The sequence below is a fragment of the Chitinophaga lutea genome (assembly GCF_003813775.1).
GTDB classification, from domain to species: Bacteria; Bacteroidota; Bacteroidia; order Chitinophagales; family Chitinophagaceae; genus Chitinophaga; species Chitinophaga lutea.
Genome location: NZ_RPDH01000003.1, coordinates 210766 through 229741, shown reverse-complemented (window position 1 = coordinate 229741; position 18976 = coordinate 210766). Strand labels below are relative to the sequence as shown.

Genomic DNA, 18976 nt, shown 5'->3' with positions numbered 1-18976 from the left:
CCATTTTCAGAAAAGATATTCAACACAAAACCCGCTCACGGAGCGGGTTTTGTTATACTACAGGCATTTTGCCGTCATTCGTTCCCCTCCTTTTACCATCACCTCCACAAACGACAGCCGATCACCATTTGCGTCGACCGTATAAGCTACCTTCATCTTTTTACCATTGACTGCAATAGCCGTCCGGTTCCCGGCGAATACCGCCCTCCAGCGAAGCGGGGCTTTACCTTTGTTGACAAAGATCGTGGCGGCACCGGTATGCTCCACACGAACAGTGGTATTCAGCAGCAGCAGCCCATCAAGCGAGGAAACGGCTTCCTTTCCTCCACGGTAGAATGTGGCAATCGTGTTATGAACCGCATCCGGTGTGATGCCCATCCAACCACCGACGATGCTTTCCATCACGGCGTACGACACCTCCGGGTATTCCCTTCTGGGTGTAGCGGGATTGGTGAGATACCGCATGTATTTGTTCGCCTCCTTCCAATAACCGTACCGGTAGAGCAATGCCGGCAGGTACGAAGTATTTTCGACATTAAATTCACCGGCCACCAGGTGGTCGATCGTTTTTTTCCGGCGCAGCGTATCGGTCAGTGCATCGAACCACAGCAGGAATACCTCTCCCTCGCCTTTCCCGAACTTTCCATTGCCGGCATAGTTGGTAAAATAAAGGGAAGTCTCGCCGTCCCACCAGGCCTCATCGATCTTTTGGCGGTAGCGCGCAGCTCTTTGCCGGTATTGCTGCGCCTGAACGGGATGTCCCTGCAACTGCAAAATGTCAGCGTAAGTCTGCATTCCCCTGTAAATGGCCGCCACAAGGTCGATGCCCATCTTCAGATCCGGCACGTTTTCCACATACGACGCGAGGCCGCGGCAGCGGTGGAAGTTATCGCGGGGATTAAAAGGAACAGGGGCATTCGGATGGGTGGGCCGGGTTAACAACGAGTCTTCGTGCAACACCCACCGGTCAACGTATTCGTTCACGGACTTTTCAAAAAAATGCGTGAACACGGGATGACGGACATAGGCCGTGTCTCCCGTCCACATATACAATCGCCAACAGGCGAACAGCAGGTCGAAATTGGCATTGAGATTATACCAGAATTCGCGGTCGTTCCGGTAGTCTTCCGGCGCGGGCCGGTTATCCCGGTTGATTTCCCAATAGGAGCACCAGTCTTTACCCTCGGAAATATTTTCGGCGAAACGTGTCAGCATGTTTTTGTTTTCCCTGCCCAGGCCCAGTATTTCAGCGCCAATTACCTGGTGCGACACATCGCGCATACAGAATGCAAAACGGGCGGGCAAAGCCGCTTCGTACCATGGCCCCACCGGGTCTGCCGGGTTACCCCGGTAACGCATGGCCATTTGTTGCGCCCGGTCGAAAACGAGTTGCATGGCCGTATCGGTAGTGCTGAAAGTAAGCGCTGCGTGTTGCGCAGCCGCCAGTCCATACCCACAACAGATTGCCGTCAGCAGCAGCCATCTTCTTACAATATGCTGAATGTTCATCGTTATAATTTAAAAATCCGAAGCCCGTATGGCCAGGCAATGTTCATTGTTATCATTCAAAGACCCAACAGGATTTCAGGGGCAGTTATTCACGGCCGTTTCCCTGACCGTGCATTTCAAAAAGGTTTCCGGGCCAATGCCCAGGTAGCCCGAACCGGTCTGCAAACCGGGCACCCTGCCGGAAATAAAATCGAGGTACCAGTTCATCCATGGAAAATTATAGCCGTACAGCTCGGCGGCATGCACCACTAATCCGTCGCCGGCCTTTTGCGGCATCTTTTTCCCTTTGGCCTGGTAGAAATATTCCCCTGTCGTATGCAGCCATTCGTGCAGCCATACGCCCGGATCGGTGGTTTTGTAATAGTTGATCCTGTCGTTGATATTCGTACCGGCATTGAACTTGATCGTCACAAAACCGGTTTTGATGGTTTCGTTCATCGGGTTGGTCCATGCCAGGCCGAAATAATTGCTCGTAAAACTGCAATTGCCTTCACTTTCCCGCCAGAACACAAAAATACAATCGTAAGCGCCGGGCCGGATATCCGGCAACAATTTCGTGATCGAATCGGGCTCTACGGTAAACCAGGTGTTACTGCCTTTTTTGAGACGCACCGGCACGGAAATGTCCCGCCTTTCAGTTTCCCATTGCATCGTACCGTAAGAATATTTCTCAAAGTGCTGGCTGATGCTCCACTTGTAAAAATCGAACCCCGCATCCAGATCGGCTTTGGAAAAACGGGTGCTGCAATCGCCTGTGGCAGCGCTGCCGGTTGTTTCATGCAACCCTATCCATAACGCTTTCCATACTTTCGGCGCCGGTTTGTCCGCTGCCGTTAAATTCACGGTGGCATTCGCCGTCAGGTTGACTTCCTTTTTCAGATACTGAAAGGAACTTTGCAAAGCCACCCCGATGACATGGTTTCCCTTCGGCACTTCAATCGTATTGGGCGACCGGATGCCGGTATAACTTCCGTCGAGGTAAATGAAGCCGGTTTCCGTGGCAGCAACAGTCACTTTTACGTAACCGGAAGCAGGAGGCGGTTCGCCGGAAGGATTGTTTTTCTTGCAGGACCAGCAAATGCCTGCAAGCACCACTATAACAAAATATTTTTTCACAGTCGTTTTGTTTTATACGCACTAAAAAGTACGACCCGCCGGGCAGAAGAATGCTCCTGTACCCTGAACGGGCCGTACGGGGTTACGATCCATTATCAACCGGCCGGCTATTAATTGTAACCGGCGTTTTGAGGCAGATTCGTTCTCCTGATTTCATCACGTGGAATAGGCAGCAGGTAGTGCTGGGGCTTAAAGACCCTGTCCTGCACTTTGATCGGCGTATAAGTTTTGGAACCATCCGCGTTCTTCACGATTTTCATACCGCCCAGTTGTTTATTCTCCGTCACATCCGCGATCTTCCAGCGGCGCACGTCGTAATAACGATGCCCTTCGAGGCAAAGTTCCACCTGGCGTTCGTTTTGTATTTTCTGTAACAGTGCTGCGCCGGTCAGCGTACCCGGAAGGTCTGTTGCAATGCCCGCCCTGCGCCGGAGGATATCGAGTTGCTGCCGGGCCACGTTTTCGTGTCCCAGGTTGAACTCGGCTTCGGCGTAGTTGAGGTAAATTTCCGCGAGCCGTGCCACTACCCAGAATTTGTTGGTTTGTGTTTCCACATTAAAATTGAAGGTGGTATCTACATACTTGCGGAAACTGTACCGGGTGAAGCTGGCGTTCCAGTTATCCCAGCCCTGCTGGGAATCCAGGCCGCCTTCATACATCTCGGCAACATTGCTGTGCCCCGCGTCGTAACGGTCTTTGAAAAAATCAGGCCTTCCGTAAGGGCGGCCATCAAAAACGATGTCGCTGTAAAAACGCGGGTCGCGGCCGGCATACGGGTTTTGCGGGTTATACCCGGAAGCGGGATCTGCAATATCTCTCCCGTTGGCCATACCGAAAGCGTCTACCAGGTTCTGACTGGGCGCGAAAGACGACCAGCCGTGGAAACCGTTGGGCGACAGGAACATCTCCGCTCCCTGGAACGCGTTCCACTGGTGTTCCTTGTTCACGCCGCGCGTCATGATCAGTTCCGAATTGAGGGTGGTAAAGATGTCTGCGTAGTTGCCCGTGTAAAGCTGGAAACCCTGCAGGTCGAGCACGGCTTTCGCCGCATCGGACGCGCGTTGCCATTTACGGCTGTCGTTGGCGGCATTCCATTGCGGGCTGGCGGCATATAACAACACCCTCGATTTGAGCGCCAATGCAGCGGCTTTCGTGGCGTGACCGAACTCCTTATTGCCCGCGCTGTAATTCACAGGCAGCAGAGCAGCCGCGGCATCGCATTCCGCTGCGATAAATTCCGCGCACTCGTCGAACGTACTGCGCGGCACTTCGAAATTACTGTTGAGACTGAAAGGCGTTTTCACCAGCGGCACGCCGCCATAGTCGCTGATCAGCTTGAAGTAAGCATATGCACGCAGGTACATTACCTCGCCTTTCAACCGGCCACGGACAGCTGCGTCGCCGGGCACACTTTCGATTTTAGAAAGAAACAGGTTGCAGTCCTGAATACGTTTGTACGTTTCGTCCCAGATATCAAAATTACCCAGGTTATCGGGCGTCAGCGCGCCGGAGTTCATAATGGAAGCGTTATAGTCGTCGAACTTGTTGAACGCCTCATCGCAGGCGGAAGACAGCGCCCAGGAGCGGTTAGACAACTTGTTCCAGTAGTGGCCGGGATTCGGCAGCACGTTGTATTGAAAATCAGCAAATGCTTTTGCGAGGTTCAGATCGTTCCAGACAGATTTGTCGGAAAACGAGTCCAGCGGCACTTTATCCAGCACATTTTTTTTACAGGCCGTCAGGGAAGCAACCGCCAGTAATGCAACGCCTATTGTCGAGTATATTCTTTTCACGTTGGTAGATTTAATGGATTATAAACCGATGTTGATGCCGGCGCGGTAGATCCTTGTTTGCGGGTAATTGATGCCGGTCACGTTGTTGGTTTCAGGATCGCGGTAGTATTTTCTCATGTGGTCGATGGAGAACAGGTTGAACCCGCTCAGGAACACCCGGATGTTTTCGATGCCGATGCGATTATATACGCTCCGCGGCAGCAGGTACGACAGCTGGGCCGATTTCAGCCGGATAAACGACGCGTCCATGAGCCAGAAGTCTGCGTACACGGAGTTCCTCGTATCCCTTGCGTTGAATGCCCTTGGGTAAGCCGCATCAGGGTTTTCAGCCGTCCATCTTCCGTCATAGAGCCATTGCGGCGGCGCTACCACCGAGCCCTGCATCTGGGGCAATATCAGCTGCCTGGCTTTTGTTTGCCCGGCCCATACCATTTCCAGAGCGAGCCCTTTGTATTCGCCCGCCAATGTTACCCCGAATACAATTTTGGGATAAGCAGACTCGGGGATACGCACCTGGTCATCGTTCGTGATGGCGCCGTCCTTGTTTTTATCGACCAGCCACAGGTCGCCGGGCGCTGCGCCCGCCATATGGGGTGAACGGTTCACTTCGTCCTGGGTGCGGTAAATACCGTTGGTTTCAAACACTACCCACGAATCGATGGGTAGCCCCGTAGACCGTTGATAAACAGGAATATTGGGCGCTTCATCCCTGAACAGCACTTTGCTTTTGGCATAGGTGAAATTGAACCCAGCATTGTATTTGAATGCACGCACCTGACTCGTGTAGTTGACGATGAGATCAAATCCCCTGTTCAGTGTACGGCCGATATTTTCATCCGGCAGTTTCAGGCCCGTGTATAACGGAACGGAAGCATTGCGCGGTGCGAGGATGTCTTTGCGGAGGTTCCTGAAATAATCCACGGTGATACTGAGTTTGTTGTTCAGCAACGAGGCGTCCAACCCCAGGTTCCGCGTATCCTGCTTCTCCCAGGTGATATTGGCATTCGGGACAGACGACAGGTAGATGGCGGTGGCTTCTGAATAATTCGGGCCGAAATAGGTATTGTACTGTTTCGACAAACCGCTGGCCACCAGCCCGTACCGGGCGATATACTGGTATTTCGAAATCGCGTCGCTGCCCATCAGGCCCCATGACCCACGAACTTTCAGGTTATCGACGAAGGTCACGTTGTTTTTGAAGAACGGCTCTTCAGACACGCGCCAGCCCAAAGACACCGAAGGGAACAGCCCCCAGCGTTTGTTTTCGGGAAAGTTGAACGAACCGTTGTAGCGGCCCACCACCTCTGCGAGGTATTTACCGGCATAGGCGTAGCCAATTCTGCCGAGATAACTTTCGCGCCCGTCCTGGTCCGCGCTACCGGAAGCATTCTGATCCACCGTGCTGCCCGTAAACAGCTGGTCGAGCTGGTCGCTCACGAGGTTCCGCCGGTAAGCGGTGGTTTTACGGTAGCTGCTGACGGTCTGCTCGTACCCCACGAACGCATTGAAACTATGCAGTCCGAACGCCCTGTCGTACGCCACCTTGTAGAAGTACGTGTTCATACTGTAGGTGCGTTCGTCCTGCGTGAGGCTGAGAATAGCAGTGGTTGATTTCTGATTGTTGTATGTGTTGGTAGAAAGGCTGTAGGTATAGGCATCCCAGGGGCGGGTAAAGATCTTTTCGCTCCTGACGCGGTAGTCGAATGCCGCATATCCGCTCACCGACAATCCCTTCGTGATCGCCGGCAGCGCAAGGTCGAAGCCCAGCTTGGGTTGTACCACCAGGTCGGTCACCTTGTCGTAACCGGGCGCCGACGACGTCATCAGGTAAGGGTTCCGGCCGTTCGAAATACCTGCGGAAGGCTGCCCGTTCGTCCAGAACACAGGGATGAAAGGATACATGCTCACCGTTTCGTGGAGGATGTTGGCGGAAGGGAGCGCGGGATAATCTCTTTCTTCTTTCCGGGCGGCGATGTCGAGGTTGATTTTCAGGTTCTTCGACACCGAGGCGTCGATATTGGAGCGCAGGTTATAGTTGCGGTAGCGTTCATCGCTGTTCTGCCAGTTGCTTTGCTGCGACATGTAACGGCCGGAGATAAAGAACCTGACAGCTTCGCTTCCTCCCCGCACGGTAACACCATGGCTGGTTTGGGGCGCATTCTGCCGGAACACTTTCCTCAGCCAATCCGTGCTCGTGTAATTGGGATCGTTGCCCGCTTTATGTTTTGCGATCTCTTCGGCCGTATAGGGCAATGTATTGCCCCGGTAGCCGTTCAGTTCGTTGTAATAGGTCATGTACTGCCAGGAGTTCACGCGGCGGTCCATCCTCGTCAGCTGCTGGATGTCGTAGGTGCCCTCATAGGAAATCTGCGGCTTGCCGGCCTTCCCTCTTTTGGTGGTTACCAGTATCACCCCGTTGGCCGAACGAACGCCGTAAATGGCCGCGGCGGCATCTTTTAACACCGTTACGCTTTCGATGTCGTCGGGGTTGATGCGGTCGAGGTTCCTGTCCGGTATACCGTCCACGATGATCAGCGGATCTACCCCCCCGCTGAAGGAATTAAAGCCGCGGATGTAAATGGACGAATAATCGTCGCCCGGCCTGCCGGACCGGTTATTGGCGATCACACCGGGGATGCGCCCTGCGAAGGTGTTAGACACGTTGGCGGTCGCTACTTTGGCGATGTCGTCTCCTTTCAGGGAGGCTACCGAGCCGGTGAGGCTGGCTTTTTTCTGTGCGCCGTAGCCCACTACCACCAGTTCCTGCTGCTGCGATACCAGCCTCTTCAATACCACGCGGATACTGGATCTGCCGCCAACCGTCACTTCCTGCCTTTCCATGCCCACGAAGGAAAATTGCAGCACGCCTGCCCGGTTATCCGGCACATTGATCCTGAATTCCCCGTTCGCGCCGGTCACCACACCGGTGCTGGAACCTTTCAGCTGCACGGTTACGCCGATGAGCGGGGCGCCGTCTTCGTCCGTCACCTTTCCCGTTACCTCCGCGTAAACGGGCGGGGAAACGCTGGACGAACCGTTTTCTTCCGGAGCGCCTTTCCTGACGATGATCGTCTTGTCGATGATCCCGTACGAAACAGGCTGATTTTTAAAACACAGGCGCAGCACTTCTTCGAGGGAAACCTGCTTCACCTCGATGTCTACATTGGAACACTGCTTCAACAGGCCGGTATTGTACACGAAATTGTACCCACCCTGTTTGCGGATTTCCTTGAATACCGCACCCAGCGGAGCGTTCCTCAGCGAAAGGGTAATGGTCTGCGCTCTTGTTGCCGCGTTGGCCTGTACCAGCAACACCAGTGTAAAAAACGTAACCAGCCTCATGACTAACCGGATTTTGGCGAAAAAATGCGTCCGGGGTTGTTTCAACCCGCCGTAGCGGCCGCCGGAAAAAGGGGCCCTACAAAAAACATTTTGCATACTTTTGTGAGTGTTTGGATGTAAACAATTAGCAGTCCCTATGATTGTATAATTGAGTTATCCAACTATTCCCGGGGAGTGCCGCAAACACTTCCCGTTTTTCGTTCAGACAACTGTTTCACTTAGTTTTTGTCGACCACGATCTTATTTCCGTTCATGGTAAAACGTACGCCTCCACTGAGTTCCAGGAAGCGCAACAATTCGGGGAGAGGCACCTGCCGGGATATGTCCACGCTATAGGTATCGGTGATCGTGCTGTTGAATCTCACTTCCACATCGTACCACCTTCCGATCTGGCGCATGATCACGTCCAGGCCGGCGTTGTTAAAAGAGAACCGGCCGTTCATCCACGCCGTGAGGGCCTCCGTATCTACCTGTTCCAGCACTTTGATGCCTTCTTTCACCCGCGCCTGCTGCCCCGGTATAAGGGCCACCTCTTTCCCTTTGCTGCGCACCGTTACGCGGCCTTCGAGCAGGGTGGTGCTGAGCACCGGTTCATTCGCATATGCATTGATGATAAAGTGTGTGCCCAGTACTTTCACTTCCGTTTCCCCCACAATGACCCTGAACGGCTTTTCCTTGTTGTGCGCGATCTCGAAATACGCCTCCCCTGTCAGTTCCACCTGTCGCTCGTGGCCGGTGAAAGCGGAAGGGATGCGCACAGACGATGCCGCGTTCAGCCACACCTTGCTGCCGTCGGGGAGCACCACCTGGAACTGGCCCCCTCTGGGCGTGGAGATGGTGTTGTACACAATGCTTCCTGTTGTTTGACCGGGCGTGTACACCAGCCGGCCGGTGCCAAGGTTCAATACCCGGGTATTTCCTTGCTGTGCAACGGTGCCGCTGCCCGCACTGTCAAGCACCACGGTGCTGCCGTCGGCCAGCGTCAGCAGTGCCTTGTTGGTACCGGGTGATACCGCTTTTTTAGTGTTTCCGGAAGAATGGGCCATGCCCGGCTTTTCAGGTTGGAACGGATGCAGGAAGAGCAGCGACAATGCGCCGGCCACCAGGATAACGGCCGCCGCGGCGGCCATGTGGTAAAGGGATATCCGTTTCCGGGGCGCGACTTCCGCCGCTTTTTCCATGATGCCCCGGAAAACAACATCGGCGCGGCTTTTGTCGGCAGCACCGGCAAACGAATTTTCAGTCAAGGCCTGTTCAATGGCCTGCTGCAGGTGGCCGTATGATGCATCCCCGCGCATCAATTCCAGGAGTTCCTGTAATTCACCGGCAGAGAGATCATTCTTAAGGTAGCGTTGCAGCAGCGTTTTCAAACGTGCATTATCCATGTTGTATCAGCGTGAAATTTCACCGGTTGGCCCGGTCTATTAGTAAAGACACCAAATTTGAGGGGAGGTATTAGTTGCGGCAAAAAAAATAAATGACCAGGAGGATTTCCGTTTCGTGGCGTTGCTGCATATAGTGCCGGATGGCCTGTAAGGCTTTATTCATATGGCTTTTCACGGTATGGCGGGATATATTGAGCGAATCGGCGATCTCTTCCTGGCTGAGGCCCTGGCGGCGGCTCATCTGGTACACGGCCCGTTGCTGCGGCGGCAGCCCTGCCACGGCCGTCTCTACCATTTGTTCCAGTTCCTTGCACAGCAGCGGCGCGTCGGGCGTTTGCGCCGTTTCCAGGAAATAGCCGAACAGGTGATCGGTAAATTCCTCCTCTTTTACTTTCCTCCGGAGTTCATTAAAAATATGGTTCCGGGCCACCATAAAAAGATAGCCGTCGAATTTTTCCACACCTGAGAGCTTTTCCCGCTTCAGCCAGATTTTCAGAAAAACATCCTGCACCATTTCTTCGGCGATGGCAGCCGATTTGGTGAAAGCCAGGGCAACGCCGTAGACATTGTCCCAATAATGGTCAAAAACTCTCCTGAAGGCGGTTTCATCACCCTCCGCCACCCTCGCCAGAAGGGCTGTTTCATTGTATAACGGAATAACCTGCAAAGTGTAATAGACGGTTATAAGTGGAATATAGTGGCCGGTGTAAGCGTGGAATGCCAACCATCGCTATCAATCCTGTGGATATAATTTTGGTTTTTTGTTTCAGCTTGTCAGTTAATCGTGCAGGAAAGGTAACGGAAAAACCAATAGGCCCGTTATCACCGATTGACCATTTCTATGCAGTTTTTAACCTGCTGTCATTTCCGCCCATAACTTCTCCGGGCCGCGGAGTTCGGTTCAACGTGCGGAAGGGATGCCCGCCAAATGTAAGTGACAACAAGGGCGCTGCACCAGTTCTATTTTGACCGTTTTGCATGTTATTTTTGCGCGGAACGGCATTCAGCAACGTTGGTATCCGGGGAAGCGAAAGAAGGATTCCCCGTTTTAATGTGGTCTTTCATCTCCTCCCAGGTGACAACTGCACCTTTCAAAACAATCAAATCTGATACTGTATTTATTGACCACCGTTCTCTATTTTGCAGGAAATTTCACGGAAGCCATGCCAGCAGCGCGCACTATGCCATCGACGGATAATACCACCGGCGGATGGATAAACGGATTTATCGGCGTACTTATTTTTAGCGGTTCCCTGCCTGCCACAAGGGTAGCCGTGCAGGATTTCAGCCCGGTGTTCGTCACCGTGGCCCGTGCCGCCATTGCAGGCGTACTGGCGCTGGGTTTGCTGCTGATATTTAAAGAGAAGCGCCCGGTGCGGTCGCAGCTCTTTTCATTGATCATCGTTGCCATAGGCGTGGTGGTGGGATTTCCCCTGCTTTCCGCTTTGGCTTTGCAATATGTAACATCGGCCCACTCCATCGTTTTCCTTGGTATGCTGCCGCTGACGACCGCTATTTTCGGCGTCATCCGGGCAGGTGAACGCCCCCGCCCGGCGTTCTGGATTTTTTCGATCACGGGTAGTTTGCTGGTAATCGGTTTTGCCGTTGCGCAAGGCCTTACGGCGTCACCGGCGGGCGACATCCTTATGCTGCTGGCCGTGCTGGTATGCGGCCTCGGTTATGCCGAAGGGGCCAAACTGTCTAAAACGCTTGGCGGCTGGCAGGTCATCTGCTGGGCGCTGGTATTGTCCCTGCCGTTCATGGCGCCTTTAACACTTCTCCTGCAGCCCGCATCTTTCGCCGGGGTCAGCACCCCCGCCTGGGTCAGCCTGGGATATGTGGCCCTTTTCAGTATGCTGATCGGATTTATCTTCTGGTACCGCGGCCTCGCCCAGGGAGGCATCGCCGCCGTCGGACAACTGCAGTTACTGCAGCCGTTTTTCGGGCTGGCCCTCGCCGCCACGCTGCTGCACGAACAGGTCAGCATCGGCATGCTGGGCGTCACGGTCGGCGTTATTCTCTGTGTGGCTGGTTCGCGAAAATTCGCGAAGTAGCGGTTTATTCATATCCGTTCTCAAACACTACCGACTGTCCTTTTTTGAGCTGCACGGTCACAATACCGTCTGCCGATATGGTAAAGGCCGACATGGGCATGGATTTGGACAACCATGTCCTGAACGGCAACCGTATCCGCAGCAGTCCTTTCTTTTCCGCCACCACGGTCACTTTTGAAGGCACCCCGTTTTCTTTCGCGGCGGATACCAGGAAGGCGCCTTCGGCCCTTAAATTTTCGAACGAAACGTCTTTCCAGCTGCGGGGCACCGCCGGGAATACCTGCAAATACCCGTTCCTGCTTTGCAGCAACAGTTCGTGCACGCCCTGCGCAAAGGCGAAATTACCTTCCAGCGTGAACGGGCGGTAGGTGAAGGAAGAATATTGCCCGCCTTTCTGATCGCCGTTGAGATGGAAACTGTTAGGCGAACAGAAGTTGGACGCAAAAATCTGCAACTGCTTCACCGCACTGTCTGCCTGGTAGGCCCGCGCGTACAACGACGCCATCCAGCTGAACGAATAACCGCACCAGGCCATCGTCCCTTTTTCTTCAATCCGTTTCAGCGAATTGTCGATGATGGTTTTGTCTTCGGGTTTATTGACGTCGAGCAGGGCCAGCGGATAAATGGCCATGTACTGCGACATATGCCGGTGCGATTCGTTGAGGTTCTGACCCGGGGCCACCGTGAAGCCGGTTTCATTGACTTCGTATGCCGGCAGCTGCGCCAGTATTGCCTGCCAGTGTTCGGCTTCTTTGGATTTCCCCATGGCCGTAGCCACCTCGCCGGCAGCGGTGAACAGGAATTTTGCGAGCGACAGGTCAAAATTGCTCCATTCCAGGAACCATGCGCTGATCCGGTTGTCGTTATATTCCGGGCTGGAGCTCAGCGGCAGCTTCCGTACGCCGTCTTTCAGCCGGGTAATATTCTCGAGGTACGTGGCGGCTTCGTGGATGTAGCGGTAAGCCTGCTTTTTCAGGAAACGTTTGTCCATCGAATATTTCCACTGCCAGTAAAAGTGCTGGGCACACCAGGCCACCACCGTCGGCGACAGCGAATACTGGATCCAGCCGCCCATCGGGTCGCCGCCAAGCGTTACAACGCCCGGTACATTCAGTCCTTCCACCCCGAAATAACTTTTTGTATACTCCTTGTTCTTCGGCCGTATTTTCCAGAGCCAATCGGTGAACGTGGCGCCTTCCGCCAAACGGTTGCCCGTATAAGCTGGCCAGTAGCTCAGCTGGGTGTTCAGGTCGTTGTGGAAATCTCCTTTCCAGGGCGGCAGGCTCCCGTTGTCGGCCGTCCATACCGCCTGCAAAGTAATGGCAGGAGCACCTTTGCGGGCTGCGCTGCCGAGCTTGTACAATTCGAGGTAATATTGTTTCTCCACGGCTTTATCGGGTAGTACCACGGCCGACTGCGCCCAGAAATTTTTCCACCAGGCGAGATGCGCGGGCCACTCCGTAGGTTCGTCCGTGCTGGTGAGACGCGACAGTTTGGCGGGCCGGTCGTTGCTGATCGTCCAGCTGCCGATCACCTTGTTGCCGGGATATTTTTTCCACTGTATCATCACTTCGTAATAATGCCCGTCGTAAATAGGCTGATGGTACAGCGTGGAATTTTCGTTTTGGGTGATGGTCCCTTTGGCGTAGCCGAGTTTCTCCAGGCCTTCGCCGGCATGACTGTTATCGTTCTCCCGTTTCCCGCCGTTGTAATTATGTGCCAGCAGTCGGGGTAATGCGGCCAAAGAAGTATCGTGCAGGTTTTCAAAACTGAAATACCCTTCCTGCTGCGAAGCATGGATATAACAGTTGAACACGGTCCCGTTGGTGAATTTGACGGTATTGAGCGCGGTGGCGATATCCAGTTCATTGGACGCTACCTCGCCCAGGGAACGGATATCAAACTCTACGGCAGCTGCCGGGAGTTTGGTCGGATATGGAATGGCGTTATAGGGATGGTCGCCCACGGCCTGTACGGGGCCATAATCTTTTTTCAGCACCTGCTCTTCCACCCATTTGAAAGTGAGCTTCGACATGTCCAGCGCTTTGCGTTCGTCCCATAGATCCGCTCTGTCGAGCGAAAGGCGGAGCTTTCCTTCTTTTTGCCAGATCAGCGCACCCATCATGCCGTTACCCAGGGGCATCGCTTCATCCCATCTTTTGGCGAGATGATTAAAACGAAGGTTATGTTCGGGTTTAGGCTGGGCGTATACATCCACCGCGCCTGCCGCCAATAGCGACAAACAAATACAGACAATAAATTTCATAGAGTGCATCTTTTTACATCCGGTTGCCTTGTGCCGGCAACCGGATTTAACCCCATAATACGATTTTTTTTGCGAGCCTGTACCCGCCGTTTATTCTGCCTGCCGGATGAGGTACCAGCCAAACCCGCCCGCGGGGAGCGATAACTGCATTTCCACCGTGGCGTCATTGTTCAGCGCGAGCGTCATGCGGTCTTCATTACCGTTGGAGATGGCTGCTTTCCCTTTAACGCCGGTATAATACAGGGGCACCCGCACTGTTTTTGTGATGGCGCGGTCGGTGGGGTTGAAGGCAACGAGCATGCCCTTGTTACCGGCCGAAGGATTGACATGCAGCATCAGGTCGATGTCCCGCCCGTCCGGACGGCCGAGATGGATGATGTCCGCCGTCAGGATGTCGCGGTACAGTTTGAACCAGTTCACCCATTTCGACACCATCGCTTTGGTTTCAGGCGTATCGTACAAACGTTTGCCCCTTACCGTAAACTGGCAGCCGCTGGCAAGGTGCTGGAAGAGGCCAGTTTCGTAGCGGTGAAGGTTCTGCGACAATGGTTCCAGCCCTACACGCGGATCGTTGGTGTAAAAACCAACGAGCTGCAAGCCGAGCCAGCCCATCGTCGGCGTTTTATGCCAGGTGCCGTCGTAGATATACTGGCGGCCCAACAGCAGCTGCTGTTGCGGCGTCAGGTTGGCGCTGGCCTCGCGGTAGCCCATGCCGGTAGACGACTGACCGTTGAGGAAATACCAGTCCGGTATGGGGACGTACATATTGCGGCGCTGCAGTTCATGCAGTACTTCCACCTGTGTTTTCCATTGCTTCCACTGTGAATCTTCCAGGCCGCTGTGATGCGCATGCGTGGTGGCCGCGCACACGTCGCCGTGATACGGTCCGTCCATATTGTAGGTCATCAGGCCTGTGCGGTCGTAAAACTTCCACATGTTGGGATAATACGTATCCTTCCATCCACTCGCGATGCAAACGCTTTGCCCGAACAGGCTGCCGGGTTTGCCGCTTTCCGGGTCCACACAATCCACTTCTTTCCCCCTGCCCCGTGATGCTACCTGCAATTCATAGCCTCCCATCACGATGCCTTTTTCTTTTGCAAAAGCTGCGATCTCTTTCCACAATGCCACATACCCGGTATCGAGCCGGTCGTGCGATATACCGGGCCATGCCATGATATCGAGCCGTTCGAAACCAAGCTCCCCCATCTGCGTGATGAAATGTTTCAGCTCGGCGCGGTCGTGCGACGTGATGCCGCCGGTAAGCAGCGATTCGGTCACCTGCGGAGCCAGCGTACGGTAGAACCGGCGGTGGGCCAAACTCTGCCGCTCACGGTCGTCGCTGTCGTGCAGCATTTCGAAGGTGGTAAAGGACGTGAAGGTATCTTTCGGCGCCAGCATATCGGCGGGCCCCATGGGCAGCTTACTCACCAACAGCGAATGATGTGGAAAATCGAGGAATTTGTCTTCCGCCTGGTTATGCGACGCCCAGGTGTGATAATCCCTGTCTACCTGCCAGGAAGTAGTGGAGCCGCCTACGTGGTACGCAGGCGGTTCGCCTTTGTAATGCATCAGCGCACTACCGCGGCGGTCCGCATTCGCCAATGCAAAGGAATAATCGCTTTCCACATGCAGGCGTTTTTCCTGGTCCTGGCACACGGCCAGCACTTCACATTCCGTTTCCGCCACCAGCACGGGCTTCCCTGTTCCGTTCCGGATGGTCATCCATTTTGCGAGCACGGGAATGCCGTCGTATATTTCGTAGTGTACAGACACTTTAAAATTGTTCTTCCACTCCGGTTTGCTGCCGGGTGCTTCATAGTGCATCACCACCTGCAGACCTTTCGGCGGCCAGTCCGCATGCGCCGCGTTGTATTTCTGCTGCCAGGGGTAACGCGCCTGCGGCTGCCGGAGCTCCAGCCCGGTGAACTGAAATGCGGACGGTTCGGTGACCATGTCTTTCAGCCAGCTTTCCAGCAGGTATGATTTTTCCGGCTGACCGGAAAGTCCGCCGATATCGTACCAGGTGCTGTCCAGCTTGATCCTTGCTTCCGGCTTCACCGCACGGAGATATTGCGCGCCATTCGCCAGGTTCCTGAAACTGACGCCGGCGAGGTTGTCGCCAATGTAAAACTCGCGGCTGATGAGGCCGTTCGACAGTTGCAGCTTACCGGTGAGCCCGTCGGGCGATTGGCGGAACGACAATGCCGATGGCCGGTTGATTTTTGTCACCAGCCAGTCCTGCTGCACGGCATTTTCCGTCAGTACATCTACGGTGTTGACTTTTTTATTGGCAACGATGGCGGCGATGATCGCTTTCTGCCTGCTGTCTGCCAGCTGTTTGTTGCGGGCGACGGTTTGCTGGTTATAATGCAGGTCTTTGGCAGGATTGAATTTCCCGTTTGCCAGCTTCGTCAGCCGGGCATCATACAACAAACCGCTGAAAGCCGGCGTACGGCCAATGGCGCCAAGGAAAAGAGAATCTGAATCGAGCGCCGTTGTGCCGGGCACGTCGAGGCTCTTTTTGCCGTTCAGGTAAACGGACACGTTTTTACCGGTGCTCACCAGCGCGATGTGCGCCCATTCACCGGGCATCACTTTGCCTATGGGTGTGCCTGCAACGCTTCCGGGTGTACGAAGCGCCCATTCGCCGCCCTCTCTTGATATACCGTAGCCTTTCGCCTGTGAGCCGATGTGCACGACGGATGTTTTGGCCGGCAGGCGGTCGGCCGCGCCCTGCCGTGCATTGGCCTGCAGCCATACTTCCAGCACAAAGTCCCCTTTTGCGCCTGCCGTTCCCAATGAAACGTATCCTGCATTATCCTGGAACAACACCGCTCCTTCCCCGGACAGTTTCTTTTCCGCCGGTGCGTCCGCAAAAAACAGGGGCTGCCCTCTCCTTTTGAGCGGGAGGCGTGTGCCGGCTGCCTGCCACAAAGTATCCGGGGCCGTTGCATAGGTCACGGCTCCTGCCCTGCCCATGTTGTAATACACCACGGGGGCCTGCTGGCCGAGGGCGTTGCCCGTCATTACAGTGAATGCGGCAGGGAGCAGCGTGTTCATTAATCCTTTTCTGTAGTTCATCACAATATGCTGTTGTAAAGTTTATCGATGATTGTCCGCCGCTGGCTGCAGCGTCACCTTTCCGTCCGCCGTAATCCGTACGGTCAGTTCACCGCCGGCAGGCACATTTACTTTCGGCCAGCGCAAAAATGCGGTGTACCCCAATGGTTGCGACGCCTTGCGGGCGTTTTCCGCGAATACCGATACGGCAGCGGCGTACGGCGTGCGGTTGGTCAGGCGTAACGTCACGGAAACCCGGTCTTCCGCTACCCTCGCCACCCCGATGTGATCGAACACATACATTTTTCCTTCTCCCGGCCGCACGTAAATACCTGGCAGCTCCATCGCCATGAGAATGCCGTTTGTTTCTGTCCATGAGTTGCGGGTATGGATGAAGTTGCCGATGGCACCTTTCCCTTCCGCATCGCTCGGCTGAATGCGTTCCATGCTGCTGCCGATGAGATAATTGGTGGTGATGTGACCGGGCATATTCACCGCCTCGGTATGCGCATGCTGCATGTCGCGGATCAATTCTGCGTATTGTTCGTCGCCGGTGGCGCGGTATAATTTGAAAAGATGGTCTGCAGAGGAAGTACAAACGCCCGGCGCCGCATGTTTGTTCTGGCTGCTGGCCCAGATGGCACCGGTCATCCGGCCGCCCAGTTTTGCGATAGTACTGCCGGGAGGGAAAACCGGATCATATGCCAGGGCCCAGCTGGAGCAGAGTGCGGCCTGTACTTTGGCACGGGCCAGCCATACCGGTTTGCCGGTGTAATTATACAACGCCATCAGCGACTCCAGGAAACCGAAAGCGGTTTCCGAATCTGCATCCTGAGAAATATCACCGCATGCGCCGCTGGTGAATCCCTGTTGTTCCACATCGCGCTGATAATAATGTGCAGCAGCGGCCTCCGCAATGGTCATCCACTCTGGCTGGCGGAAATAATCCGCTGCCAGCGCGAGACCGGCGGGGGCAATCGCTCCGGCTGTGGAATTGAACACAGCGATCTCGCCTGTTTCGGGCAAGATGTACTGGCCAAACTCCCCGTATTTTTTCCAGGTGGTGGTAAATGCGCCGGCCAGTTTCCGGGCGGCTGTTTCCCATTCCGGTTTGATGATATGCCCGTGGCCCTGCGCTTTCAGGAGCAGCAGGTGTTTCATCAGCCAGAACAATACATCCCCGTTCTTACGCACCATCGCCTGCAGGGCGGGAAAATCGGGATGGGCTTTTTCAGTACCGAGCTTGCCCTCCGCACTGATGAAGCCATAAAAATAACCGCTTTTCCCCTGCATCCGCGAGGTGATGAAATCCAGTTCTTCCGCTACTCTTCTCCGCTCCGTGGCATCGTTGAGCGCGAGCATGGGGAAAGTATTGATCATGCCGCTTACCCAGCCCAGCTGGAAATGCCGACTGTTTTCAGGAAGATAATATTTGCCGGCGGTGGTTTCCGCAAAATTATCGCGGCAGATATCTGTTCCCAACTGCACCAATTTGCTCATCGGCACCAGGTTACGCGGCTGATTAGGCCCGGTCACGGATTTGCGCGCATGCATAAACTGCTGCAGGTGACCGGGGATACCATCCGCGTCCGATACATATACCCGGAAGCGTAGCACCATTTCATCGCCCTCGTTCCAGTCAGGCGCTTTGTCGCCGCTGCGGTGAAAATCGCCGAAGCCCGCCGCGCGGTTACGCATGGCGGGGGCCGAAATCCGGAATATGCAGCTGTCGCGCCGGTTATTTTCTTGAATGAACAACCCGCTGTTTCCCCAGCGGGTACCCTGTTCCGTCAGCACCATCCAGCTTTTCCCCGCCGCCGGCGAATAAAAGCTCATTGCCGGTGCAGCGGTGTTGGTGGTGGAGAGCTCGAGGAATGAACTGTCGTTTGCTGAAAGCGACAGCCTCGGGTTGTTGGAAATGGTTAGCGGTACCGCCGGGTTGAAGTACATATCTTTCGGATAATCCGGGTTGTAGCCATTGCCGATGGCGCGGTAACGGTTGCCGTTATATACGATGCCGGGTACCATTACATAATTACGGACATCCCACTGCCCGAACGCAAACGCCACAGACAGCGCAGTAGCTGCGGCGCGGCCTTTAACCAGCTTGCAGGTGAGCGTTACATCACAGCTGCGGCCATCCGCCGCTTTCGCGGTTTTCCAGGCGAGCTGCCAGGTATTTTCACCGTCCGTCAGTTCATTGTTGTGGAAAAGGCGCGTATTGCGGAGCGCACTCCCTTCGTACTGCTGAATGGAAACCTGCAGCCCGCCGTTGAGCGGGCGCAGCATTTCCGGCAAGCCGCGCTGTTGCCCGGCCGCGCTGCTTACATACACAACAAATATCAACCATACCAGTATCGATCTTTTTTTCATCATCCTTTCTTTTTGTCAATGTTGCGATGTAATCATTTTAGAGATATCTGTTTTTAATAGCCCGCACAACGTTGC

The 18976-nt window shown here is 54.6% G+C and carries 10 protein-coding genes; 1 reads left to right on the top strand and 9 read right to left on the bottom strand.

The genetic code is table 11. The features are described 5' to 3' along the window. Positions 1–57 precede the first annotated feature (57 nt). The 6 genes from EGT74_RS23930 to EGT74_RS23905 all read right to left on the bottom strand — a co-directional run bounded on the left by EGT74_RS23930 (position 58) and on the right by EGT74_RS23905 (position 9812). Positions 58–1509: a glucosidase family protein gene (locus tag EGT74_RS23930; RefSeq protein ID WP_123849147.1), complete on the bottom strand. Its 1452-nt coding sequence runs from the start codon at positions 1507–1509 to the stop codon at positions 58–60. Positions 1510–1584: 75 nt separating this feature from the next. After that, positions 1585–2625, bottom strand: coding sequence for a PEGA domain-containing protein (locus EGT74_RS23925; protein WP_123849146.1), 1041 nt, complete (start codon positions 2623–2625; stop codon positions 1585–1587). Between the two features lie 110 nt (positions 2626–2735). Then, a complete protein-coding gene (locus EGT74_RS23920; RefSeq protein ID WP_123849145.1) occupies positions 2736–4418 on the bottom strand; it encodes a RagB/SusD family nutrient uptake outer membrane protein in 1683 nt (560 codons plus the stop codon). An 18-nt stretch (positions 4419–4436) separates the two neighbouring features. Further along, the gene (locus EGT74_RS23915) at positions 4437–7760 is read right to left on the bottom strand and encodes a TonB-dependent receptor (protein WP_158618284.1); all 3324 of its coding nucleotides are present in this window, start codon (positions 7758–7760) and stop codon (positions 4437–4439) included. A 218-nt stretch (positions 7761–7978) separates the two neighbouring features. Beyond that, a complete protein-coding gene (locus EGT74_RS23910) occupies positions 7979–9145 on the bottom strand; it encodes a FecR family protein (protein ID WP_123849143.1) in 1167 nt (388 codons plus the stop codon). Between the two features lie 70 nt (positions 9146–9215). After that, the gene (locus EGT74_RS23905) at positions 9216–9812 is read right to left on the bottom strand and encodes an RNA polymerase sigma factor (protein WP_158618283.1); all 597 of its coding nucleotides are present in this window, start codon (positions 9810–9812) and stop codon (positions 9216–9218) included. A 514-nt stretch (positions 9813–10326) separates the two neighbouring features. On the opposite strand from EGT74_RS23905, the gene EGT74_RS23900 reads away from it, so the two are divergent. Then, entirely contained in the window at positions 10327–11199 is an 873-nt protein-coding gene (locus EGT74_RS23900) for a DMT family transporter (protein WP_246008295.1), read from the top strand. 4 nt (positions 11200–11203) lie between these two features. On the opposite strand, the gene EGT74_RS23895 is transcribed toward EGT74_RS23900, so the two are convergent. The 3 genes from EGT74_RS23895 to EGT74_RS23885 all read right to left on the bottom strand — a co-directional run bounded on the left by EGT74_RS23895 (position 11204) and on the right by EGT74_RS23885 (position 18904). Beyond that, entirely contained in the window at positions 11204–13465 is a 2262-nt protein-coding gene (locus EGT74_RS23895; RefSeq protein ID WP_181954775.1) for a glycosyl hydrolase family 95 catalytic domain-containing protein, read from the bottom strand. A gap of 90 nt (positions 13466–13555) precedes the next feature. Then, positions 13556–16549: a LamG-like jellyroll fold domain-containing protein gene (locus EGT74_RS23890; protein ID WP_123849139.1), complete on the bottom strand. Its 2994-nt coding sequence runs from the start codon at positions 16547–16549 to the stop codon at positions 13556–13558. Positions 16550–16570: 21 nt separating this feature from the next. Next, on the bottom strand, positions 16571–18904 hold the full coding sequence (locus tag EGT74_RS23885; protein ID WP_123849138.1) for a hypothetical protein: 2334 nt from the start codon (positions 18902–18904) through the stop codon (positions 16571–16573). Positions 18905–18976: the final 72 nt, after the last annotated feature.

Excerpts from the sequence above, each read along its gene's own strand:
- EGT74_RS23915 (WP_158618284.1), bottom strand. The coding sequence starts at position 7,760 with ATGAGGCTGGTTACGTTTTTTACACTGGTGTTGCTGGTACAGGCCAAC.
- EGT74_RS23890 (WP_123849139.1), bottom strand. The coding sequence starts at position 16,549 with ATGAACTACAGAAAAGGATTAATGAACACGCTGCTCCCTGCCGCATTC.
- EGT74_RS23930 (WP_123849147.1), bottom strand. The coding sequence starts at position 1,509 with ATGAACATTCAGCATATTGTAAGAAGATGGCTGCTGCTGACGGCAATC.
- EGT74_RS23910 (WP_123849143.1), bottom strand. The coding sequence starts at position 9,145 with ATGGATAATGCACGTTTGAAAACGCTGCTGCAACGCTACCTTAAGAAT.
- EGT74_RS23900 (WP_246008295.1), top strand. The coding sequence starts at position 10,327 with ATGCCATCGACGGATAATACCACCGGCGGATGGATAAACGGATTTATC.
- EGT74_RS23895 (WP_181954775.1), bottom strand. The coding sequence starts at position 13,465 with ATGAAATTTATTGTCTGTATTTGTTTGTCGCTATTGGCGGCAGGCGCG.
- EGT74_RS23885 (WP_123849138.1), bottom strand. The coding sequence starts at position 18,904 with ATGATGAAAAAAAGATCGATACTGGTATGGTTGATATTTGTTGTGTAT.